The organism is Paenibacillus polymyxa M1 (genome assembly GCF_000237325.1).
In the GTDB taxonomy this organism is placed as follows: Bacteria; Bacillota; Bacilli; order Paenibacillales; family Paenibacillaceae; genus Paenibacillus; species Paenibacillus polymyxa_C.
Genome location: NC_017542.1, coordinates 3,279,949 through 3,297,546, shown reverse-complemented (window position 1 = coordinate 3,297,546; position 17,598 = coordinate 3,279,949). Strand labels below are relative to the sequence as shown.

Genomic DNA, 17,598 nt, shown 5'->3' with positions numbered 1-17,598 from the left:
TCTATAATATTTCAATGTACAATAGTTATATGAAAATATTTAAATATAATAAAGACGGTTTGTGGACCATGGATCAGCTTGTCCTACGTACATAAATAAGTCCTGTCTTGTGCATGGCTTGCTGCCATGTGTTTATTTATGCTCTAGATTTGGTTTAATGCCCTAATATTTCAATTTTAAAATATTAGCGTTGAATAATAAAAATTTTTTGGACAACAGGGGTGGAACAAGTGAGTAAGAAAACTGTATTGCCGATTCTCATCGTGCTGCTCATTCTGAGTGGTGGAGCTATTGGCTACTATTATTGGTATCAGGCAACACACTTTGTTAAAAGTGACGATGCGCGCATTCAAGCCGATCAGTATAAGGTGATGCCGCAAATTTCCGGTGAGATTAGCCACATTGATGTTGAAGAAGGCGATGTGCTGCAACGCAATGAACCGATTGCCGAACAGGATGTATCAGGACTGGATGCAAGCATGATTAGCAAGTCTGTGCTGCGTGCGCCGATTAACGGAACTGTTATTAAGATTTATTCGAAAGAACATGAAATTGGAACACCGGGTAGTGCTGTAGCGACTATGGTTGATATGAACAACCTGTATGTATCCACGAATATTGAAGAAACCGATATAAACCGTATTAAACCAGGACAGCTTGTTGACATTACGCTTGATGCTGCAGGCGATCAGGTCATTCAGGGTAAGGTTCGTAAAGTGGGCGAAGCTTCCAATGCAGTGTTTTCGCTCGTTCCTGCTGTGAACACAAGTGGTAACTTTAATAAGGTGACTCAACGTGTACCTGTAGAAATTGCTGTGAACAAGCCGAAGGACATGAAGCTTATCCCTGGAACGAACGTGGAAGTAAAAATTCATACATCTTAAAAAGGAGGGGTCCATGTGGCTGCCAATGAAACTGCTGCTGCTCCTTCGACAGATTCTTCCAAAGAACGCTGGCTTGCCTTTTTTGCTATCGTTTTAGGCGCCTTTGTCGCCATTCTGAACAACAGTCTGATCAATGTCGCCATTCCACGATTGACGACGGATTTAGGGTCAACGACGACACGTATTCAGTGGGTTATTACAGGTTACACGCTTGCATCCGGCGTAATCGTCCCGATTACCGGATATATGGAGCAGCGTATCGGATACAAAAAGTTTTTGATTCTTGCGCTCAGCGTGTTCTCGCTGGGGACAGGAATATGTATTTTTGCATGGAGTGATTCTTCCCTGATTGCAGCGCGTGTATTGGCTGGTCTGGGCGGCGGTGTCATTATGCCGCTGAGTATGACGATTATTTACAAAATTATGCCGCGTGAACAAATCGGGATGTCCCTTGGTATATGGGGGATCGCTGCAATGGCCGCACCAGCTATAGGGCCTACGCTGAGTGGCTACTTAATTGAATGGTTTAACTGGCGTTTCTTGTTTATTGTCAGTCTGCCGGTTGCTTTATTTGCCATTTTAATGGTCATCCTTCTCATCAAGGAGCCGCCTAAGGTTACGCCGAAACCGTTTGATCTGCCAGGATTTTTACTGGCGGCAACCTGTGCAGGAACACTCTTGTACGCACTGACAAACGGCCAGCGTGATGGCTGGACTTCTTTTGGGATTGTATCTCTGCTGTTTATTTCTTTCTGGGCACTTGTCTTTCTCATCTATGTAGAAAGCGGCAAAGATAATGCTGTAATTGAAATTTCATTATTCAAGAATTCAAAATATACGATTAGTGTTATCGCCTCCAGTCTGGTCATGATGGGGATGTACGGTGGAACGTTCCTAACACCGTTGTTTTTGCAAAATATTCAGCGCGTGTCACCGATTGATACTGGTATTATCCTCATTCCACAGGCCATTGCCATGGCGGCGATGATGCCTATTGCAGGGAAGCTGTTCGATAAGTTCGGCATTGTGCCTTTGGGACTTGTGGGCCTGACGTTAACCAGCTTTATGACCTATCATCTTCATCAGCTTACGCCAGATACTTCGCATGCCTGGTTGGAAACCGTAATGGCATTACGGGGTCTGGGAATTGGTATTTGCATGATGCCATTGTCCACGGTCGGCATGAATGCTGTTCATCCGAGCAAGGTAGCCAATGCGTCTACAGCGTCCAATCTGGTACGTACGGTGGCTGCATCTATGGCGATTGCGGTACTGACCGCCATTATGCAAAGCCGTTCAGCTGCCCATGCCCAGCAAATTTCGGAGTCCATTACACAAGACTCGGCTCATACGCTACAAGCGACATTGGGTAGCTCATGGATGTCATCCATAAGTAGTTTAATCACACTGGATGCTACATCGAGAGGAATTGGGGATACGTTCCTCATTTCATCTATACCGCTGTTTTGCACGATTCCACTCATCTTTTTGTTTATTCAGAGGAAGAAAGCAAAGACACAGCCGGAAGCTTAATAAAGAGAAATACAAAAATATCGACTGGATGGCTTACATTATTTCCACGGACAGAAAGAAAGGGAATTATCATGAAAATATTGAGAGTAGAAAGTACATTAGCGGCTTTAGTCCTCGGCGGCGCAGTGCTGGCAGGCTGCTCCAGTAATAGCGGAGCGGCTCAGGACATGGTCGTACCGGTTAAAATTAGTCAAGCACAGCAGGGGGTTATCGGACAGGGAAATATTTATACAGGTACGGTAACACCTTCGGAAACAGTCAATATTGTGCCTAAAGTAGGCGGTAAAGTGGTTGAGCTGCCTGTGGATATTGGTTCTGAGGTTAAAAAGGGCCAAGTACTATTCAAACTTGACGATAAGGATATGCGTAACAATGTTGCAAAAGCCCGTGCCGCCGCCGCCGCCGCAGCAGCAGGCGTAAGCACCGCTCAAGCATCCCATGAATCAACGATGGTTCAAGCAACTTCGGGCTTAGTGCAGTCCAAAAGCGGTGTGATTCAATCCCAAAGCGCAATCAATCAGGCTCAGGGGGCTATTAATCAAGCAACTACAGCCGTAGAACAAGCGACACATAGTGTCTCCTCGGCAGCCAATACGGTGAAACAAACACAGCAAGCTTTGGCAGATGCACAAAAGAATGTAACACGTACACAAAGTCTGTTTGATGCTGGTGCAAGCACCCAAGCACAATTAGAACAAGCAAAAACCGCAGTTGTGAATGCAGAAGCGGCTTATAATAATGCACAAAATGCGCAGGCTAATGCAAAAGATCAATTGATAGCAGCTCAAAAGGCCCTAACTACAGCCCGCAACAGCTATGAGTCAGCAAAAAATAGCTACAGTAATGCCAACAGCGGCTACAGCAATGCACAAAATCAACTTAAAGTATCTCAAAATACGGCTGGCATTGAGTCTAGCCAACAATCTCTTAAGCAGGCACAACTGAATGTAAACATTGCTCAGGATGCATTGGATGACACCGTTGTTACATCACCGATCAACGGTATTGTGGGTACGAAAAATGCAGAAGTGGGCGAAATGGTATCCGCTCAGTCTCCTGCGCTAGTCATTGCTAACTTGAGTACGGTCAATACATTGATCTATGTCCCTGCGGAACAGATCAACAATGTAAAAGCAGGTGACAAGGTACAGGTTCGTGTTGCAGCTTCTAACATTGTAACAACAGGTACAGTCAAAAATGTAAGCCCGTTGGATGCAAGCGGAAAAGGCTATCCTGTAAAAATCTCAGTAGCCAATCCAGATATGAAACTGAAATCCGGCATGTTGGCTGATATCAGCTTTGTCGCTGCCAATGCGCAAGAAGGTATTGTTATTCCTACTGCGGCAGTGCAACAGGATCAAGGTAAAGAATATGTATATGTAGTAAACGGCGACCATGCGAAACGCAAGGAAGTGAAGACTGTTCAAACGACAGGTTCACAAACACTCATTACCAGTGGCTTGAGCAAGGAAGAGAATGTGATCGTAAATAATCTGGCATTGCTGACCGATAACTCACCGATTACAATTACCCAATAACTTGGTTCTAAACTTGCGTTCTTTATAATAGTAGAAATTTATTATGGATACATTCCAAGGCAGCCCGCAAGTGGGCTGTCTTGTTTTTATTTCATTTGCACATTTTACATAGAATTAATGTCGATTTGGGACTTTTTTTGACGAACATTGGTAGAATAGGATAGACTAAATTGGAAATAGATAGTTTACGAGATCTCAGACAAGCGATCGGAGGAATTGTGAGATGGAAGTGAAATTGGTTGTAGATTATGAAGCTTATGAGAATGGCCAAACGATGGCTAAATCTATTGAGGAACTGGCAGCCAAGCCGGAGAGTGCCCAAGTTACGGATCTGATCATTGGAGATTGGGGAGGCGCCTATGAAAACTCACCAGATGATTTTATACCGGTGTTAGTGAAGCTTAAAGATCAATTTCCTAAGGTACGCAAGCTGTTTATTGGTGATATGGAATATGATGAGTGTGAGGTATCATGGATTAACCAAACGAATCTGTCGCCGCTGTTAGAAGCGTTTCCAAAGCTTGAATCCTTACATATTAAAGGAAGCCAAGACCTGAGCTTGGAACCACTTCGCCATAATCATCTTCAAGAATTGGTTATTATTTGTGGTGGTCTGCCTGTGAGCGTCCTTCAGCAAATCCGTAATGCCGAACTGCCTGAACTGCGCAAGCTGGAGCTGTATTTGGGTGTCGAGGATTATGGTTTTGACGGTAAACTGGAAGATATTTTACCGTTTTTAGACAGCAATCCTTTTCCCAAACTTACATACTTGGGACTCAAAGACAGTGAGATACAGGATGAAATTGCCATTGCTGCTGCTAATGCCCCTGTGATTGGACAACTGGAAGTGCTAGATCTCTCACAAGGTACATTGTCTGATCAAGGTGCAGAAGCGCTGCTGGCTAGTGAAAGTATAAAAGGGCTAAAACATCTGGATTTGAGCTATCATTATATGTCTAGTGAAATGATGGAACGCTGGAAAAACTCAGGTTTATCTGTGAACGTAGAAGATCAACAAGAAGCAGATGAAGAAGATGATTGGCGCTATCCATCACTGACAGAGTAATTTGCTCCAATGGATTTCTAAAACGGATTGAATTTAAAATTAAAAAGAATAAAAGTGAGGCGGCTCTATGATGAAGATGTGGGATAGTAATGTCAACGAGCCGTTTATCTTGTTCGGTAATTCGGGGAATCGTCGAACTACGGGGCTGCAGAAAGCACGAAGCAGATTAATGCTTCCGCCAGCTCTGGAGGTTTCCTATACAGATGTGTTGGGGGCCATTCGAGAGAAGCACAGTCTGAGCGAACTGATGGTCAGGATAGCTGCACAAGCTGCGCAAGATAGCGTGAATGGCAGTGTCCATGTGCGAGAGAGCATTGATCAATTACTGGCAGGGCGGGTGGACAGAGGTCCATTGCTACGTCTGGATGCACCGGGCGAAAACTTTGAGGTAGAGCGGGAATTGATTGCTCTGGGCGCCCCGGATGCCGAGGGAGACGATTCTTTGTTGCCATGGCCGGAATGGGCACATGACACAGGTATACTGGCGGCAGAAGCGCGCCGTTTGCAGGAGCAGCATGGTCGCATTTGGCACCCGGCACAATGGTTCCGGGGCTATTGCCGTCTGCTGGCTTGGCTGCGGCATGAAGTAGATCGGCTCTGGCCTTCGTCGCGCTGGATGAACGATCCTGCGGAAGTAGCCGTCATGTTTGACAAACGGCGTTGTAGCGCCGTATTAGACCAGGCAGACATCAGGGTCCCGCCTGTGCTTACAGCTTCAGGCGGTGCATTTCGTGATGCTGTCGATCTGCATACAGCTATGAAAGAGAGTGGGTTTCACCGCGTATTTGTGAAAATATTTTGCGGGTCAGGTGCTTCTGGTGTTATGGCATATCAGGTACATCCCCAGACACATGCAGAGCTGGCGGTAACTACGATTGGAACAGAGATCATACACGGACAGCGTGTGTATTATAATGCCGGACGATTGCGTCGTTATACAGACAAGCAGGACATTCATGCCATCCTTAACTGGCTATGTTTGGAAGGGGTACATGTGGAACGCTGGATTCCCAAAGCGACCCTGAACGGACGTGTTTATGATGTGCGTCAACTCGTGTGTGAATCAGAAGCTTGTCATGCGGTTTTACGTTTGAGTCACAGCCCCATTACAAATCTACATTTGCGTAATGAGCGACTCTTGCTGGAGGAAGCCGGACTACCACAGAATACGGTAGAATCGGTCCAGCATACTGCAATAGCCGCCATGAGGGTTTTTCCGTCATCTATGGTTGCTGGACTGGATGTGCTCGTTCCGGCTCACGGTGGTCGTCCCTATGTATTGGATGTTAATCCGTTCGGTGATTTACTGTATCGGGTTGAGTATCAGGGTTGGAATCCATATGAATGGGAAATGCTGCACCTTGCTAATAGGAGCGTAGTTTTGGAAAGGAAAGACAGATAATGACTGATATGAATCAAATTGTCGGCTCTCATGATATTGTCATGATTACACTGGATACCCTGCGTTATGACGTAGCCAAGCTGGAGGAAGAAAACTGCTCGAATTTATGCGGCTCCGGGTCGTGGGAAAAGCGCCATACACCAGGGAGCTTTACATATGCTGCACACCATGCTTTTTTTGGCGGATTTTTACCGACTCCGGCCAATACAGATAAGGCTTCACATATCAGGCTGTTTCACACAAAGGATACGGGATTGCGAACGCATCCACATACCTGGCTGTTCGATGCTCCGGACATTGTGTCCGGGCTGGAGAACGAGGGCTATCGGACGATCTGTATCGGTGGCGTTATTTTTTTCACGAAGAAGAACAAGCTGGCCAAGGTGCTGCCCGGATATTTTCAAGAGAGCTACTGGCGCATGAACTTTGGCGTTACCAACCCTCGTTCAACAGAGCATCAGGTGAATCATGCCTTGAAGCTGTTGGAAAAGGCAGACCCTGCACAGCGCTTGTTTTTGTTTCTGAATGTATCAGCAATCCATGGGCCTAATCATTATTTTGTAAAGGGCTCTTCAAAAGATTCAGTAGAGTCTCAACGAGCAGCTTTGCGGTATGTGGATGGTGAACTTGGACGCTTGTTTGATGCTTTGCGTAAGCGTGGCAAGACGTTTTGCATGGCTTTTTCCGATCATGGTACAGCTTATGGCGAAGACGGCTACGAAGGGCATCGTCTGGCGCATGAGGTAGTGTGGAATGTGCCTTACCGCGATTTTATACTGTAGGACAAAAAGAAAAGTAGTTTGCACTGATAAATGATCAAGAATCCAATCCAGCGCGAGGAAGGAGCAGAAATGAAAGCCATGAATCTGAATCACCTACATCCGATGGGCGCAGCAACCCAAACTTCTCCGGGAATGGACACAAAATTAGTAACGACTAGATTTCAGTGGCCGGATACTCCTGTAGAATGGGCACGTACGATCCGAGAAGCTCCCTATCGCTCCTATCTGTACTCTTATCCGCATAAAACGGCCTATCGTTCGTTCGATACACCGCTCTCATTGCAGGAATTGTGGGAGAAAGAAGAGTTGGAAAGCTATTTTTTGTATATGCATATACCGTTTTGCGCAGCTCGCTGTGGATTTTGTAACCTGTTCACTTTACCGGATAAGCGTCAGGATGTGCACAAGGAGTATGTGGATGCGCTAGAAAGACAAGCTCGGCAATGGGCCCCAATTATGGGCGGTCGGCCTTTTTCACGTTTTGCGATTGGCGGTGGTACGCCGACCTTATTGGAGGCTCCTTTGGTGGAGCGTTTATTTGACATTGCGGAAAATATTATGGGATTGGACCCCAAGCGAGCTTCTATTTCAGTCGAAACCTCTCCCGATACTGTAACTGAGGATAGGCTGGAGGTGCTCAAGCGCCGCGGTACAGATCGTGTTAGCATGGGAATCCAGAGCTTTGTGGAATCAGAAAGTGCCGCCATATACCGACCTCAGAAGCCCAAGCTTGTTAGAGAAGCACTTGAGCGGCTGGTAGAATACAATTTTCCTTTGCTCAACGTGGATCTGATCTATGGTCTGCCTGGTCAAACGGTGGAAACCTGGCTGTATTCTCTCGAGGAAGCCCTGTCCTATTCGCCAGGAGAGATTTTTCTTTACCCGTTATACATTCGTGAAAATACGATTTTAAAGCCTGGCTATACTGGGCTGGATCATGATATTCGCCTCAGCTTGTATGAAGTAGCGCGCGAACGACTCAAACAGGCAGGATATGTACAATATTCCATGCGCCGTTTTGCTAAAAATGAGGGTACATCTAGCAAAGAGCTTTTACCCTACAGTTGCCAGGAGGAGGGCATGGCTGGACTGGGGTGTGGTGCACGCTCTTATACACGCGATGTACACTATGCCAGCCGGTATGGTGTCAGTACAGCAGCTACACGTAGTATTATCGCGGATTATGTGGCGGCGGAGCGTCATGATCTGGCTGACTACGGCTTTATTTTAAATGCGGATGAGCGTAAGCGACGTTTTATCCTGAAGGCGCTTCTTCATCGGGAAGGTTTGGAGCTATGTGCCTATGCAGAGCGCTTTGGTGTATGCCTGGAAGACGATTTTACAGGAATGTCGCTGCTGCTGGAATCGGGTATGGCTGTGGTCGAGGAGGGCACGCTTCGACTTACGGAGGAAGGAATGGCCTATTCCGATGCGATTGGAGACTGGATGATCTCCACATCAGTACGCGAGCGTATGGAAGGATATGTAGGCGCATGAGATCGACCTTATATTATCGTGGTTCGTTGACCTCGTGCAACTATGCTTGCCCTTACTGCCCATTCAGTAAAAACGTCGATAGTCGGGAAACGTTAAACAAGGATCGGGCGCAGTTGGAGCGTTTTGCTGATTGGGTACGGGAGCAGGGTGCTTTGGGGCACCAGCTCTCCATTTTTTTTAATCCGTACGGAGAAGCCTTGATTCATTCCTGGTATCGTAAGGCTATGATTGAGTTCTCCCATATGGCGCATGTGGAAAAAGTGGCGGTACAGACGAATCTATCGGCTAAGCTGGATTGGACAAACGAACTAAATCCAGATACGGCTGCGCTGTGGGCTACTTATCATCCTGGAGAAACCAAAGAGCAAGCTTTTATATCGCAGGCGATGAAGCTATATGAACTTGGCATTTCCTATAGTGTCGGTACAGTTGGATTGAGACAGGCGTTCCCGGCTATTCGTTCCTTGCGGGCGCAACTTCCAAAAGAAGTTTATATGTGGATCAACGCCTACAAGGACCAACCACATTATTATACGGATGCCGAGGTTGCCGAATTAACTGAGATAGATCCCTATTTTCAATGGAATTTAAAGGATTATAGCAGCCAGGGACGAGCATGTCGCGCGGGAGAAGATGTATTCTACGTCCAAGGTGACGGGCGAGTAAAACACTGCTATCAGGATCGACGTGTGATTGGGCACCTGTACAGAGACGGTCTGGAGGGGCTGAGTGCTCAGCGTCCGTGCCGGATGAAAGAATGTGGCTGTTATATCGGTTATATCCATATGGAAGAGCAGCCATTTCGGGAAATGTATGGTAGTGGTTTGCTTGAAAGGGTGCCGCGTACAACCATGACGATCTATTAGAGAGAAAAGAGCAGAAAAAGAACCGCCCTTGCCACCAGGCAAAGAGCGGTTCTTTTATTTTGAAACAAGTTTGTACGACGGTCCTATGCAATTAATTAAGTTTGGACAATAGCGGTAATTTCTTCATCCAGATCCAATCTGACCTGCTCGCGATAGGCACGAATATTGTATTCGGAATGAAGGTATCTCAGAATGGCTTCAATCATATTGGCTTCCACCAGATATTGACTGCGTCCCTGGACATGAACTTCGGCTGTATAGCCTGTATCCTCTTCCCAGCTTAGCTCCACAACCACATCGGTCGGTCGTACGCCCTTGCGTTCAGCCATATGCAGGCAAATGGCATTGACAATCTCATCCATGCTTAAAATCATAACTTAGTAACGTCCTCCACGAGAATCATCGGGTCTACGGCGATTTTTGATAGCTCGGTAGATCCCTACACCAACCATAATCAGGACATAAATAGCTAGAACGTTAACGGCCAGGCCAAGTAAGCTGCCCAATGCACCCATGTTGCCGAACAATCCGCCGAAAAGCATACCTGCCAAGCCGCCCAGCATCATACCTTTGAGGAACCCGCCACCGCCACCGAGGAACCCACCGGTTCTGCTTGTGTTGCCCGTAGCCGCACTAGATTTAGTTCCGCTATCAGACTTATTGATGCCGCTGCTGTCATTCGCCTTGCTTGGTGTAGATTGGTATGATTTTGGTCCGGATTTAAATCCGCCACCACGCCTTGCATCAGCTGTAGATGGTGCGATCATAGCAATGAGTAGGGTGAAAGCCATCATCAGCATCATCATATTTTTCAAAGTGAATGTCTTTTTCATGTAAATATAATCCCCCTAGTAATTTGTGTTATAGGTCAAACAACCGCTTACCCGTAATACGATATAGTATGGAAAAGGGTTTCAAAGAATTTTAAATTTTAAAAAATTAAACGATAACGTACATAAATCCCATGCATGGATTGATAAAAGCATTTTGCTTTAGGGTTTAAGTAAAAACGGATTAGTGTCCGCTCTGACATCACCGGCAAGCAGCATGCGCAGCACCATTTGGCACCATTCCAGGCCTGCTTTGGCATTCATAAGCCCTTTTTGTACTAGAATATAGTCACCGAAATTCTTACTGCCAAAGTGTAAATTTTCTGCGGGAATGTCGTTCAGTATATCCTCTAGATGACGGATTTTCTGAATAAAATAACGTTTGCGTTCCTCTAGCATACGATTGGCGCTAGTTTTGTCCGTCAACCAGAGACAGAATAGTCGAAGGCTTAATTCATCCCGTGTAACCGGAGCAGCTAACGTTTCCTGAGACCATTGCTGAAGCATATGGATTCCCTTGTCCGTAATGGTATACATCTTTTTATCAGGCTTGTCGGACTGCTGAATCCATCGGGAGGCTAGCAGTTCCTTGCTCTCCATACGGGCCAGTAGCGGATAGATCTGGCTGTGCTTGGCCTGCCAAAAAGGCTGAATACGCAGCATCAGATCATAGCCGGAGGATTCCTCTCTGGCGAGAAGTCCCAACAGACCATACGATAGTAAATTCATATATCTTATCTCCTTCATCCATCAAAGTAACGGTTGTAACAGCTCTGCGGCAGGTAATCTGCGGCTCCATAAAAAGTGTACACTGAAACTGTATGGTTTGACAACTTTCACACCAGTCGTTCACAGGTTAGCCAAAATTGGCTGGGGTCATTCGGTATGTATATGTGCTTTTTTTCATAGAAACAGGGTAGTTTAAGCACGTATATACGCGCCTGAACTACCCTGATAACTTTTGAGGATAAGGATTCTGTTTATTGGTTATTCCCGTCAACAACAAGGGTTAACGCGCCTGTATCCGGATGTATTACCATACCATGAACGGGCGTATTGGGAGGGAGAAGGGGGTGGTTTTTAATAAGCTTCACTGTAGTCTGTACCCCTTCTTCAATGTTGTCAAAACCCTTCAACCATTTATTTAACTTAATACCTGAATTTTCTAATGTACTTAGCACTTCCTGCGAAATTCCACGTTCCAGCATCTCATTAACCATATGATCAGCATTCAATGCAGCCATACCGCATTCATAATGACCTACAACGAGTACTTCGTCTGCTCCCAGCTCATATAGAGCGACTAGCACACTGCGCATTACACTTCCAAAAGGCTGTGAAATAATGGCACCCGCATTTTTAATAATTTTGACATCCCCGTTACGCAGGTTCATGGCTTTGGGGAGCAATTCCGTTAGCCGCGTATCCATACAGGTTATGATGACCATTTTTTTGTTAGGGAACTTGCCCGTTCTATAGGCCTCGTATTCTTTGTTTTCTACGAAAACACGATTGTACTCTAAAATTTCTTGGATGTGATCCACGATAGTTCCCTCCAGATTCTAATAAAGTGCAATATGTACTGCCCAACGTTGATCCAGATATTAGGAGTTGGTCGTACATGTTGTGTGTTGATTATACTTTTTAATATAAGTATCATCAAGTATAGGTAGTTGTAAAGTTTTAACCATTTTAAGTTAAAGAGGTGACCCTAATTATGGAGCAACAGACGTTGGATCAATGGACGGCTTTAAAGGAAATCTCACACAAAATCAGCGGTTATGGCGAAGCAGTCGGCTTGCTGCACTGGGATTTACGGACAGGAGCTCCACGCAAGGGAGTTGACATTCGGTCCGAGACGTTGGGGATGCTGTCCACGGAAATGTTCAAGCTGATGATCTCAGATGAAATGGGGCAGTTGCTGCAATTTTTTGCCGCAAAAGACAAGCTGGAGCAACTGGAGGACAATGATCGCAGATTGGTAGAGGAATGTCGCAAAAATTATGACTTGAATCGTTCAGTCCCAACAGACCGCTACCGGGAGTATAGCATTTTAGCGGCTCAGGCAGAAAGCAAGTGGGAGGAAGCAAAGGAACATAGCGACTTTGCCGGATTCGAACCGTACTTGTCTAAAATCGTAGACATGAAGCGTGAGTTTATCGGCTACTGGGGTGTTAAGGATACAGAGTACGACACACTTTTGGATCAATATGAGCCAGGGATGACGGTTGAAAAGCTGGATGCTGTCTTTGATCGACTCAAAAAGCGCCTTGTACCCCTTCTGTCTAAAATTCAGACTTCACCCAACCAGCCGGATAAGAGCTTTTTAGACGGTGTATTTGATGTGAAGCAGCAGGAAAAGTTCAGTCTGTTCATTTTAGGGCAGATGGGTTATGACTTTGATGCAGGTCGTTTGGATGAGAGTGTGCATCCTTTTGCGACAGGATTAAATCCAGGTGATGTGCGTATAACAACACACTATTTGCAAGATGATGTAACCAGTGCTATTTTCAGCTCACTGCATGAAGGAGGCCATGCACTGTACGAACAAAACATTGCTCCTGAGCTGGCAGGATCACTACTGTCCGGAGGAACCTCTATGGGGATTCATGAATCCCAGTCCCGCTTGTGGGAAAATAAAATCGGACGCAGTCGTGCTTTCTGGGATCGGTATTACGATGATCTGCAAAAGCATTTTCCTGATCGTTTGGCGAAGGTCACGGCAGAGCAATTTTACCGGGCAGTCAATCGCGTGGAAAATTCATTGATTCGTATTGAAGCGGATGAGCTGACATATAATTTACATATCATTGTCCGCTATGAAATTGAGAAAATGCTGTTTAATGAAAAGCTGGATGTAAAGCGTCTCCCCGAAGTGTGGAATGCAAAATATAAAGAATACCTGGGGCTTCTACCCCCGAACGACGGGCTGGGCGTACTTCAAGACGTTCACTGGTCCGGTGGTGATTTTGGCTATTTTGCTTCTTACTCACTTGGCAATATGTATGCAGCCCAAATTTTGGCGACTCTGCGTAAGGAGCTGCCGAACCTGGATGAGCTGATTGCTGCTGGTGAGCTGGAGCCGATCAAGCAATGGCTGACTGAACGGATTTACCGTTACGGCAAGAGCCGGACGCCGTCTGAGTTGATTGTAGCCATTACGGGTGAGGATCTGAATCCTGATTATCTCGCCGACTATCTGGAAGATAAATATACATCCATATACAAGCTCTGATTTAGAGTTCTTATACAATCGCACACAAAAACCTCGCATTCATAGGCAAATGCGGGGTTTTTGTATACAGTTAACCATTATAATGTCAGCCGCATAACAATATATGAAGTCAACGATGTAAAGGTGGGGAGGGAACAAGGATGAAATACGGCGCTCGTTGCAAAGCAGTGGTGGCTGCGGCACTACTCGGATTACTGTTGCTCAGTGGGTGTGCCCCCAAGGGGGGGCAGACGATTGAGATCAGACTTGGCGAGGTAGCCCGTACGGTCTTTTATGCGCCGCAGTATGTAGCCTTGAGCCAGGGGATGTTTGCTCAGGAGGGACTGGATGTCCAACTGGCTACGATCCCTGGCGGAGACAAGGCGATGACGGCGTTGTTGTCCAATCAGGCAGATATCGCACTGATCGGCGCGGAAACATCTATTTATGTGTATCAGCAAGGATCAGAGGACCCTATCATTAATTTTGCTCAGCTGACACAGAAGGACGGAACCTTTTTGTTTGCTCGGCAAACAAAGGATAGCTTTGACTGGGAAAAGCTGAAACAACAAAGTTTTTTGGGACAACGCAAGGGCGGAATGCCACAAATGTCACTTGAATTTACGCTTCGCAAACACGGCATTGATCCTCATAAGGATCTGAAGCTGATTCAAAATATTGATTTTGCCAATGTCGCCTCTGCTTTTGGTTCGGGTACAGGGGATTATGTGCAGCTGTTTGAGCCACAGGCGTCTATTTTTGAAAAGGAAGGTCGAGGTCGGGTAGTTGCCTCTATCGGCGTAGAGAGTGGCGAGTTGCCGTATACGGTATATATGGCGAAGCAAAGCTATCTAAACACCAATAGCGAAGCCGCTCAGAAATTTACAAATGCCATATATCGGGCACAGCAGTGGATTGCTGCGCATTCACCTGAACAGATCGCCGAAGCTATTACACCTTATTTTAAGGATACAGAATTAGCTGTTTTGACGAGTAGTATCAAGCGCTATAAGGAACAGGGTACCTATGCAATGAACCCGATGATTGAGGAAAATGAATGGAATAATTTACAGGATGTCATGGCTTCGGCAGGTGAGCTGAAAAGCCCGGTTGCACTAGATAAGCTGGTAAACCCAAGTTTTGCAAAACAGGCGATCTCCTCTAACTCTATCGGGAATACTGAAACAGATGTGAAAAAGAGCACAACCGAAGCTACGGATACAGCTGTGGATGCAGGAGGTTCACCATGACGGAGGAACAGAGTGGTCTCACTGCGGATGTGACGATCCCGATGGTGAGAATGGAGCAAGTGACCCATGTATACGTAACAGATCGGGAAGCTTCATTGGCGGTTGAGAATATCGATTTTTCCGTAAATACAGGGGAATTTGTCAGTTTAGTCGGTCCAAGCGGCTGCGGCAAAACGACGATCCTGTCTATGATCGCCGGGCTGCTGCGTCCAGCGGCAGGTCAAGTTATGTTGCAAGGTCAGCCGGTAAGTGGCCCGAGTCCTGAGGTCGGTTACATGTTGCAGCAGGATTATCTTTTCCCGTGGCGGACGATCATGGATAACGCATTGTTAGGTCTGGAACTAAGCAACAGAGTAGATGAAGCTGCGCGTGAGCGGACGCGATTATTGCTGGAAGGTATGGGTTTGGGAGGAAAGGAGCATTTGCATCCATCCCAGTTGTCTGGAGGAATGCGCCAGCGTGTGGCGCTGGTACGGACGCTGGCGACGAATCCGGGATTGCTGCTGCTGGATGAGCCGTTCTCCGCGCTGGATTATCAAACTAAGCTGCAGCTGGAGGACCTCGTTGTGCAAACCTTGCGCGAACGAAAGAAAACGGCGATTTTAGTCACGCACGATTTGGCCGAGGCCATTGCAGTCAGTGATCGGGTTATAGTGATGGGGCGAAATCCTGGTCATATCCGGCGTACTTTCGAGATTCCGGATTCCATTCGGGAAGCGCAGCCTTTTTATGCGCGCGAACAGCCGGGCTTTAATGAGCTATTTCATGAAATATGGCGGGAACTGGAGGCTTCGGGAGCAAAGGAGTGAGTTAACGTATGAAGAACGAAGCTGATCAGCCTGAGCAACGTTGGATTCAAGGACTGCATCAGACGTATTTGCGTAACAGGCGTATGCAACAGTGGTTAGTAACAGGTGTGCAGATAGCTATTTTGCTGCTTTTATTTGTATTGTGGGAAATTGCAGGTCGTTTGAAGTGGATTGATGTATTGTTGTTTAGCTATCCTAGCAAAATTTTCACTCAGATTGGCAAGGATGCGGTCAGCGGGGAATTATGGGGACATGTAGGTGTCACTGTTGGAGAAACGATGGCAGGTTTTTTGCTCGGTACTCTGCTCGGCACATTGCTCGCGGTACTTATTTGGTGGTCGCCGTTTTTATCAAGGGTACTTGATCCATATATGGTTGTGTTTAACAGTATGCCCAAGGTAGCGCTAGGGCCAATATTTATCGTCATGTTTGGGGCGGGTTTTACCGCGATTCTGATGACAACCCTCTCCATTACGGTTATCATTACGACCCTTGTGGTATACAACAGTTTTCAGGAAGTCGATCCCAATTTGGTCAAAGTGGTTCGCACGTTTGGAGGAACACGCCGGGATACGTTTCAAAAGGTGATTTTGCCTGCCTCCTTTCCCGCAATTGTCTCTACGCTGAAAGTGAATGTCGGCATGGCATGGGTTGGCGTGATTGTTGGTGAATTTTTGGTTGCTAAAAATGGCTTAGGTTATTTGATCATTTATGGTTTTCAGGTGTTCAATTTCACACTGGTCATGTCCAGTCTGTTGATCATTGCTGTCGTAGCTACATTGATGTACCAGGCAGTTGTGTATGTGGAGCACCGCTTGCTTTCAGGTCGCCCTCATCGGTAATTATTAAATTTCTGAATATTTGTGCAAAACGTGAAAATAAAGTACCATGAAAATGAAATACTTAATATTTATGAAAATGAGAAAACAGATTTCATCTAGAGGGGACAGAATTTTTTCATGGGCTTTCGTACGATTAAAACGGCTATTGCCGCATTAATGGCCGTACTTATTGCGGAGGGAGTAGGCATTCACGGAGCCACCTCGGCAGGGCTTTTAGCAATTTTGGGGGTGGATGTCACACGCAAGAGAAGTCTCCGCACCATTTCGGCGAGATTTTTTGCATCCGTCGTGGGACTTCTTTTTGCTTGTGTTTTGTTTGTGGTATTCGGATTCCATGATTGGGTGCTTGCATTATATATTTTAACGGCGTTTCCGGTCATTGTACGGGTGGGCTTTAAGGAAGGCATTGTCACGGGTTCGGTCGTGGTTTTCCGAGTATTCAGCGGCGGTGTGATTGATATGGAGGTACTGCTGACCCAGCTGGCTCTGCTGGTGATTGGGCTGGGTTCTGCGATGGTTGTCAATCTAGCTTATATGCCGCGTTCTGATAATACAATGCAACAAATCCGGCAGGAGGTGGATCGGACATTTTCTGTTATATTCAGAAATATGGCCAACACGCTGCGTAGTCCGGCATACATATGGGATGGCAAGGAAGTTATTGAAGCGGACAGCGTGATCACCAAAGGGGTCACTGAGGCGGGTCGTTCATTGGAAAATCAAATGCTTCGTCCCCAAGAAGGCTGGAATGTGTATTTTTATATGCGCAAAGAACAGCTGGATTCGATTCAAAACATGATGCAGTTGATCGCACAAATGTATCAGCACATGCCGCAGGCCAAGCTTCTAGCCGAGCTGTTCGACCAGCTTAGCAACGACGTTTTGGCTGGACATTATACAGGACAGACCGAGAAGCTGTTGGAGCAGGTTCGTGAAGAATTTAAAGCCATGGAGCTTCCCGCAACTCGGGAGGAATTTGAGATTCGTTCAGCATTATTGCAGCTTACACATGAGCTTCACCAGTATTTGAAAATCGCTAAAAAGGACAAGGCCCCTACTCCGGTGAAAAATTAGAGTAAGGACCT

At 46.3% G+C, this 17,598-nt stretch carries 17 protein-coding genes; 13 read left to right on the top strand and 4 right to left on the bottom strand.

All coding sequences use genetic code 11. The annotated features are described in order from the left end of the window. Positions 1-230 precede the first annotated feature (230 nt). The 8 genes from PPM_RS14800 (at position 231) to PPM_RS14765 (ending at position 9,568) form a co-directional block, all read left to right on the top strand. Entirely contained in the window at positions 231-884 is a 654-nt protein-coding gene (locus tag PPM_RS14800; RefSeq protein WP_013371571.1) for an HlyD family secretion protein, read from the top strand. A gap of 15 nt (positions 885-899) precedes the next feature. Next, a complete protein-coding gene (locus tag PPM_RS14795) occupies positions 900-2,417 on the top strand; it encodes a DHA2 family efflux MFS transporter permease subunit (RefSeq protein ID WP_013371570.1) in 1,518 nt (505 codons plus the stop codon). A 71-nt stretch (positions 2,418-2,488) separates the two neighbouring features. Continuing rightward, entirely contained in the window at positions 2,489-3,955 is a 1,467-nt protein-coding gene (locus PPM_RS14790) for an efflux RND transporter periplasmic adaptor subunit (protein ID WP_013371569.1), read from the top strand. A gap of 223 nt (positions 3,956-4,178) precedes the next feature. Further along, positions 4,179-5,021 (top strand): STM4015 family protein, encoded by an 843-nt coding sequence (locus tag PPM_RS14785; protein ID WP_013371568.1) that lies wholly within the window; start codon positions 4,179-4,181, stop codon positions 5,019-5,021. Positions 5,022-5,088: 67 nt separating this feature from the next. Then, positions 5,089-6,423 (top strand): STM4014 family protein, encoded by a 1,335-nt coding sequence (locus tag PPM_RS14780; protein WP_013371567.1) that lies wholly within the window; start codon positions 5,089-5,091, stop codon positions 6,421-6,423. Continuing rightward, positions 6,423-7,205, top strand: coding sequence for an STM4013/SEN3800 family hydrolase (locus tag PPM_RS14775; protein ID WP_013371566.1), 783 nt, complete (start codon positions 6,423-6,425; stop codon positions 7,203-7,205). Before PPM_RS14780 ends, PPM_RS14775 begins: the two co-directional genes overlap by 1 nt. Before the next feature lie 69 nt (positions 7,206-7,274). Continuing rightward, entirely contained in the window at positions 7,275-8,702 is a 1,428-nt protein-coding gene (locus PPM_RS14770) for an STM4012 family radical SAM protein (protein ID WP_013371565.1), read from the top strand. Next, positions 8,699-9,568: an STM4011 family radical SAM protein gene (locus PPM_RS14765; protein ID WP_014599966.1), complete on the top strand. Its 870-nt coding sequence runs from the start codon at positions 8,699-8,701 to the stop codon at positions 9,566-9,568. Before PPM_RS14770 ends, PPM_RS14765 begins: the two co-directional genes overlap by 4 nt. 95 nt (positions 9,569-9,663) lie before the next feature. On the opposite strand, the gene PPM_RS14760 is transcribed toward PPM_RS14765, so the two are convergent. The 4 genes from PPM_RS14760 to PPM_RS14745 all read right to left on the bottom strand — a co-directional run bounded on the left by PPM_RS14760 (position 9,664) and on the right by PPM_RS14745 (position 11,942). Next, positions 9,664-9,942 carry a YxcD family protein gene (locus tag PPM_RS14760; RefSeq protein WP_013371563.1) on the bottom strand — a complete coding sequence of 93 codons (279 nt, stop codon included), beginning with the start codon at positions 9,940-9,942 and terminating at the stop codon, positions 9,664-9,666. A 3-nt stretch (positions 9,943-9,945) separates the two neighbouring features. Continuing rightward, positions 9,946-10,401 carry a hypothetical protein gene (locus PPM_RS14755; protein WP_013371562.1) on the bottom strand — a complete coding sequence of 152 codons (456 nt, stop codon included), beginning with the start codon at positions 10,399-10,401 and terminating at the stop codon, positions 9,946-9,948. 159 nt (positions 10,402-10,560) lie between these two features. After that, positions 10,561-11,127 carry a PadR family transcriptional regulator gene (locus tag PPM_RS14750; protein WP_013371561.1) on the bottom strand — a complete coding sequence of 189 codons (567 nt, stop codon included), beginning with the start codon at positions 11,125-11,127 and terminating at the stop codon, positions 10,561-10,563. Positions 11,128-11,378: 251 nt separating this feature from the next. Next, a complete protein-coding gene (locus PPM_RS14745) occupies positions 11,379-11,942 on the bottom strand; it encodes a beta-class carbonic anhydrase (protein ID WP_013371560.1) in 564 nt (187 codons plus the stop codon). 173 nt (positions 11,943-12,115) lie between these two features. Here PPM_RS14745 and PPM_RS14740 point away from each other — a divergent pair, with 173 nt between their 5' ends. From PPM_RS14740 to PPM_RS14720, 5 genes are all read left to right on the top strand, one after another. Continuing rightward, entirely contained in the window at positions 12,116-13,633 is a 1,518-nt protein-coding gene (locus PPM_RS14740; protein WP_013371559.1) for a carboxypeptidase M32, read from the top strand. Positions 13,634-13,773: 140 nt separating this feature from the next. Further along, a complete protein-coding gene (locus PPM_RS14735) occupies positions 13,774-14,862 on the top strand; it encodes an ABC transporter substrate-binding protein (protein ID WP_013371558.1) in 1,089 nt (362 codons plus the stop codon). Then, on the top strand, positions 14,859-15,671 hold the full coding sequence (locus PPM_RS14730; protein ID WP_013371557.1) for an ABC transporter ATP-binding protein: 813 nt from the start codon (positions 14,859-14,861) through the stop codon (positions 15,669-15,671). Before PPM_RS14735 ends, PPM_RS14730 begins: the two co-directional genes overlap by 4 nt. Positions 15,672-15,679: 8 nt before the next feature. Further along, positions 15,680-16,513 (top strand): ABC transporter permease, encoded by an 834-nt coding sequence (locus PPM_RS14725; RefSeq protein WP_013371556.1) that lies wholly within the window; start codon positions 15,680-15,682, stop codon positions 16,511-16,513. A 117-nt stretch (positions 16,514-16,630) separates the two neighbouring features. Further along, positions 16,631-17,587, top strand: a complete 957-nt coding sequence (locus tag PPM_RS14720; protein ID WP_013371555.1) for an aromatic acid exporter family protein — start codon at positions 16,631-16,633, stop codon at positions 17,585-17,587. The last annotated feature ends 11 nt before the right edge of the window (positions 17,588-17,598 follow it).

Coding starts and splice junctions, on each gene's coding strand:
- PPM_RS14790 (WP_013371569.1), top strand. CDS start 2,489: ATGAAAATATTGAGAGTAGAAAGTACATTAGCGGCTTTAGTCCTCGGC.
- PPM_RS14785 (WP_013371568.1), top strand. CDS start 4,179: ATGGAAGTGAAATTGGTTGTAGATTATGAAGCTTATGAGAATGGCCAA.
- PPM_RS14780 (WP_013371567.1), top strand. CDS start 5,089: ATGATGAAGATGTGGGATAGTAATGTCAACGAGCCGTTTATCTTGTTC.
- PPM_RS14775 (WP_013371566.1), top strand. CDS start 6,423: ATGACTGATATGAATCAAATTGTCGGCTCTCATGATATTGTCATGATT.
- PPM_RS14770 (WP_013371565.1), top strand. CDS start 7,275: ATGAAAGCCATGAATCTGAATCACCTACATCCGATGGGCGCAGCAACC.
- PPM_RS14765 (WP_014599966.1), top strand. CDS start 8,699: ATGAGATCGACCTTATATTATCGTGGTTCGTTGACCTCGTGCAACTAT.
- PPM_RS14760 (WP_013371563.1), bottom strand. CDS start 9,942: ATGATTTTAAGCATGGATGAGATTGTCAATGCCATTTGCCTGCATATG.
- PPM_RS14755 (WP_013371562.1), bottom strand. CDS start 10,401: ATGAAAAAGACATTCACTTTGAAAAATATGATGATGCTGATGATGGCT.
- PPM_RS14750 (WP_013371561.1), bottom strand. CDS start 11,127: ATGAATTTACTATCGTATGGTCTGTTGGGACTTCTCGCCAGAGAGGAA.
- PPM_RS14740 (WP_013371559.1), top strand. CDS start 12,116: ATGGAGCAACAGACGTTGGATCAATGGACGGCTTTAAAGGAAATCTCA.
- PPM_RS14735 (WP_013371558.1), top strand. CDS start 13,774: ATGAAATACGGCGCTCGTTGCAAAGCAGTGGTGGCTGCGGCACTACTC.
- PPM_RS14730 (WP_013371557.1), top strand. CDS start 14,859: ATGACGGAGGAACAGAGTGGTCTCACTGCGGATGTGACGATCCCGATG.
- PPM_RS14725 (WP_013371556.1), top strand. CDS start 15,680: ATGAAGAACGAAGCTGATCAGCCTGAGCAACGTTGGATTCAAGGACTG.
- PPM_RS14720 (WP_013371555.1), top strand. CDS start 16,631: ATGGGCTTTCGTACGATTAAAACGGCTATTGCCGCATTAATGGCCGTA.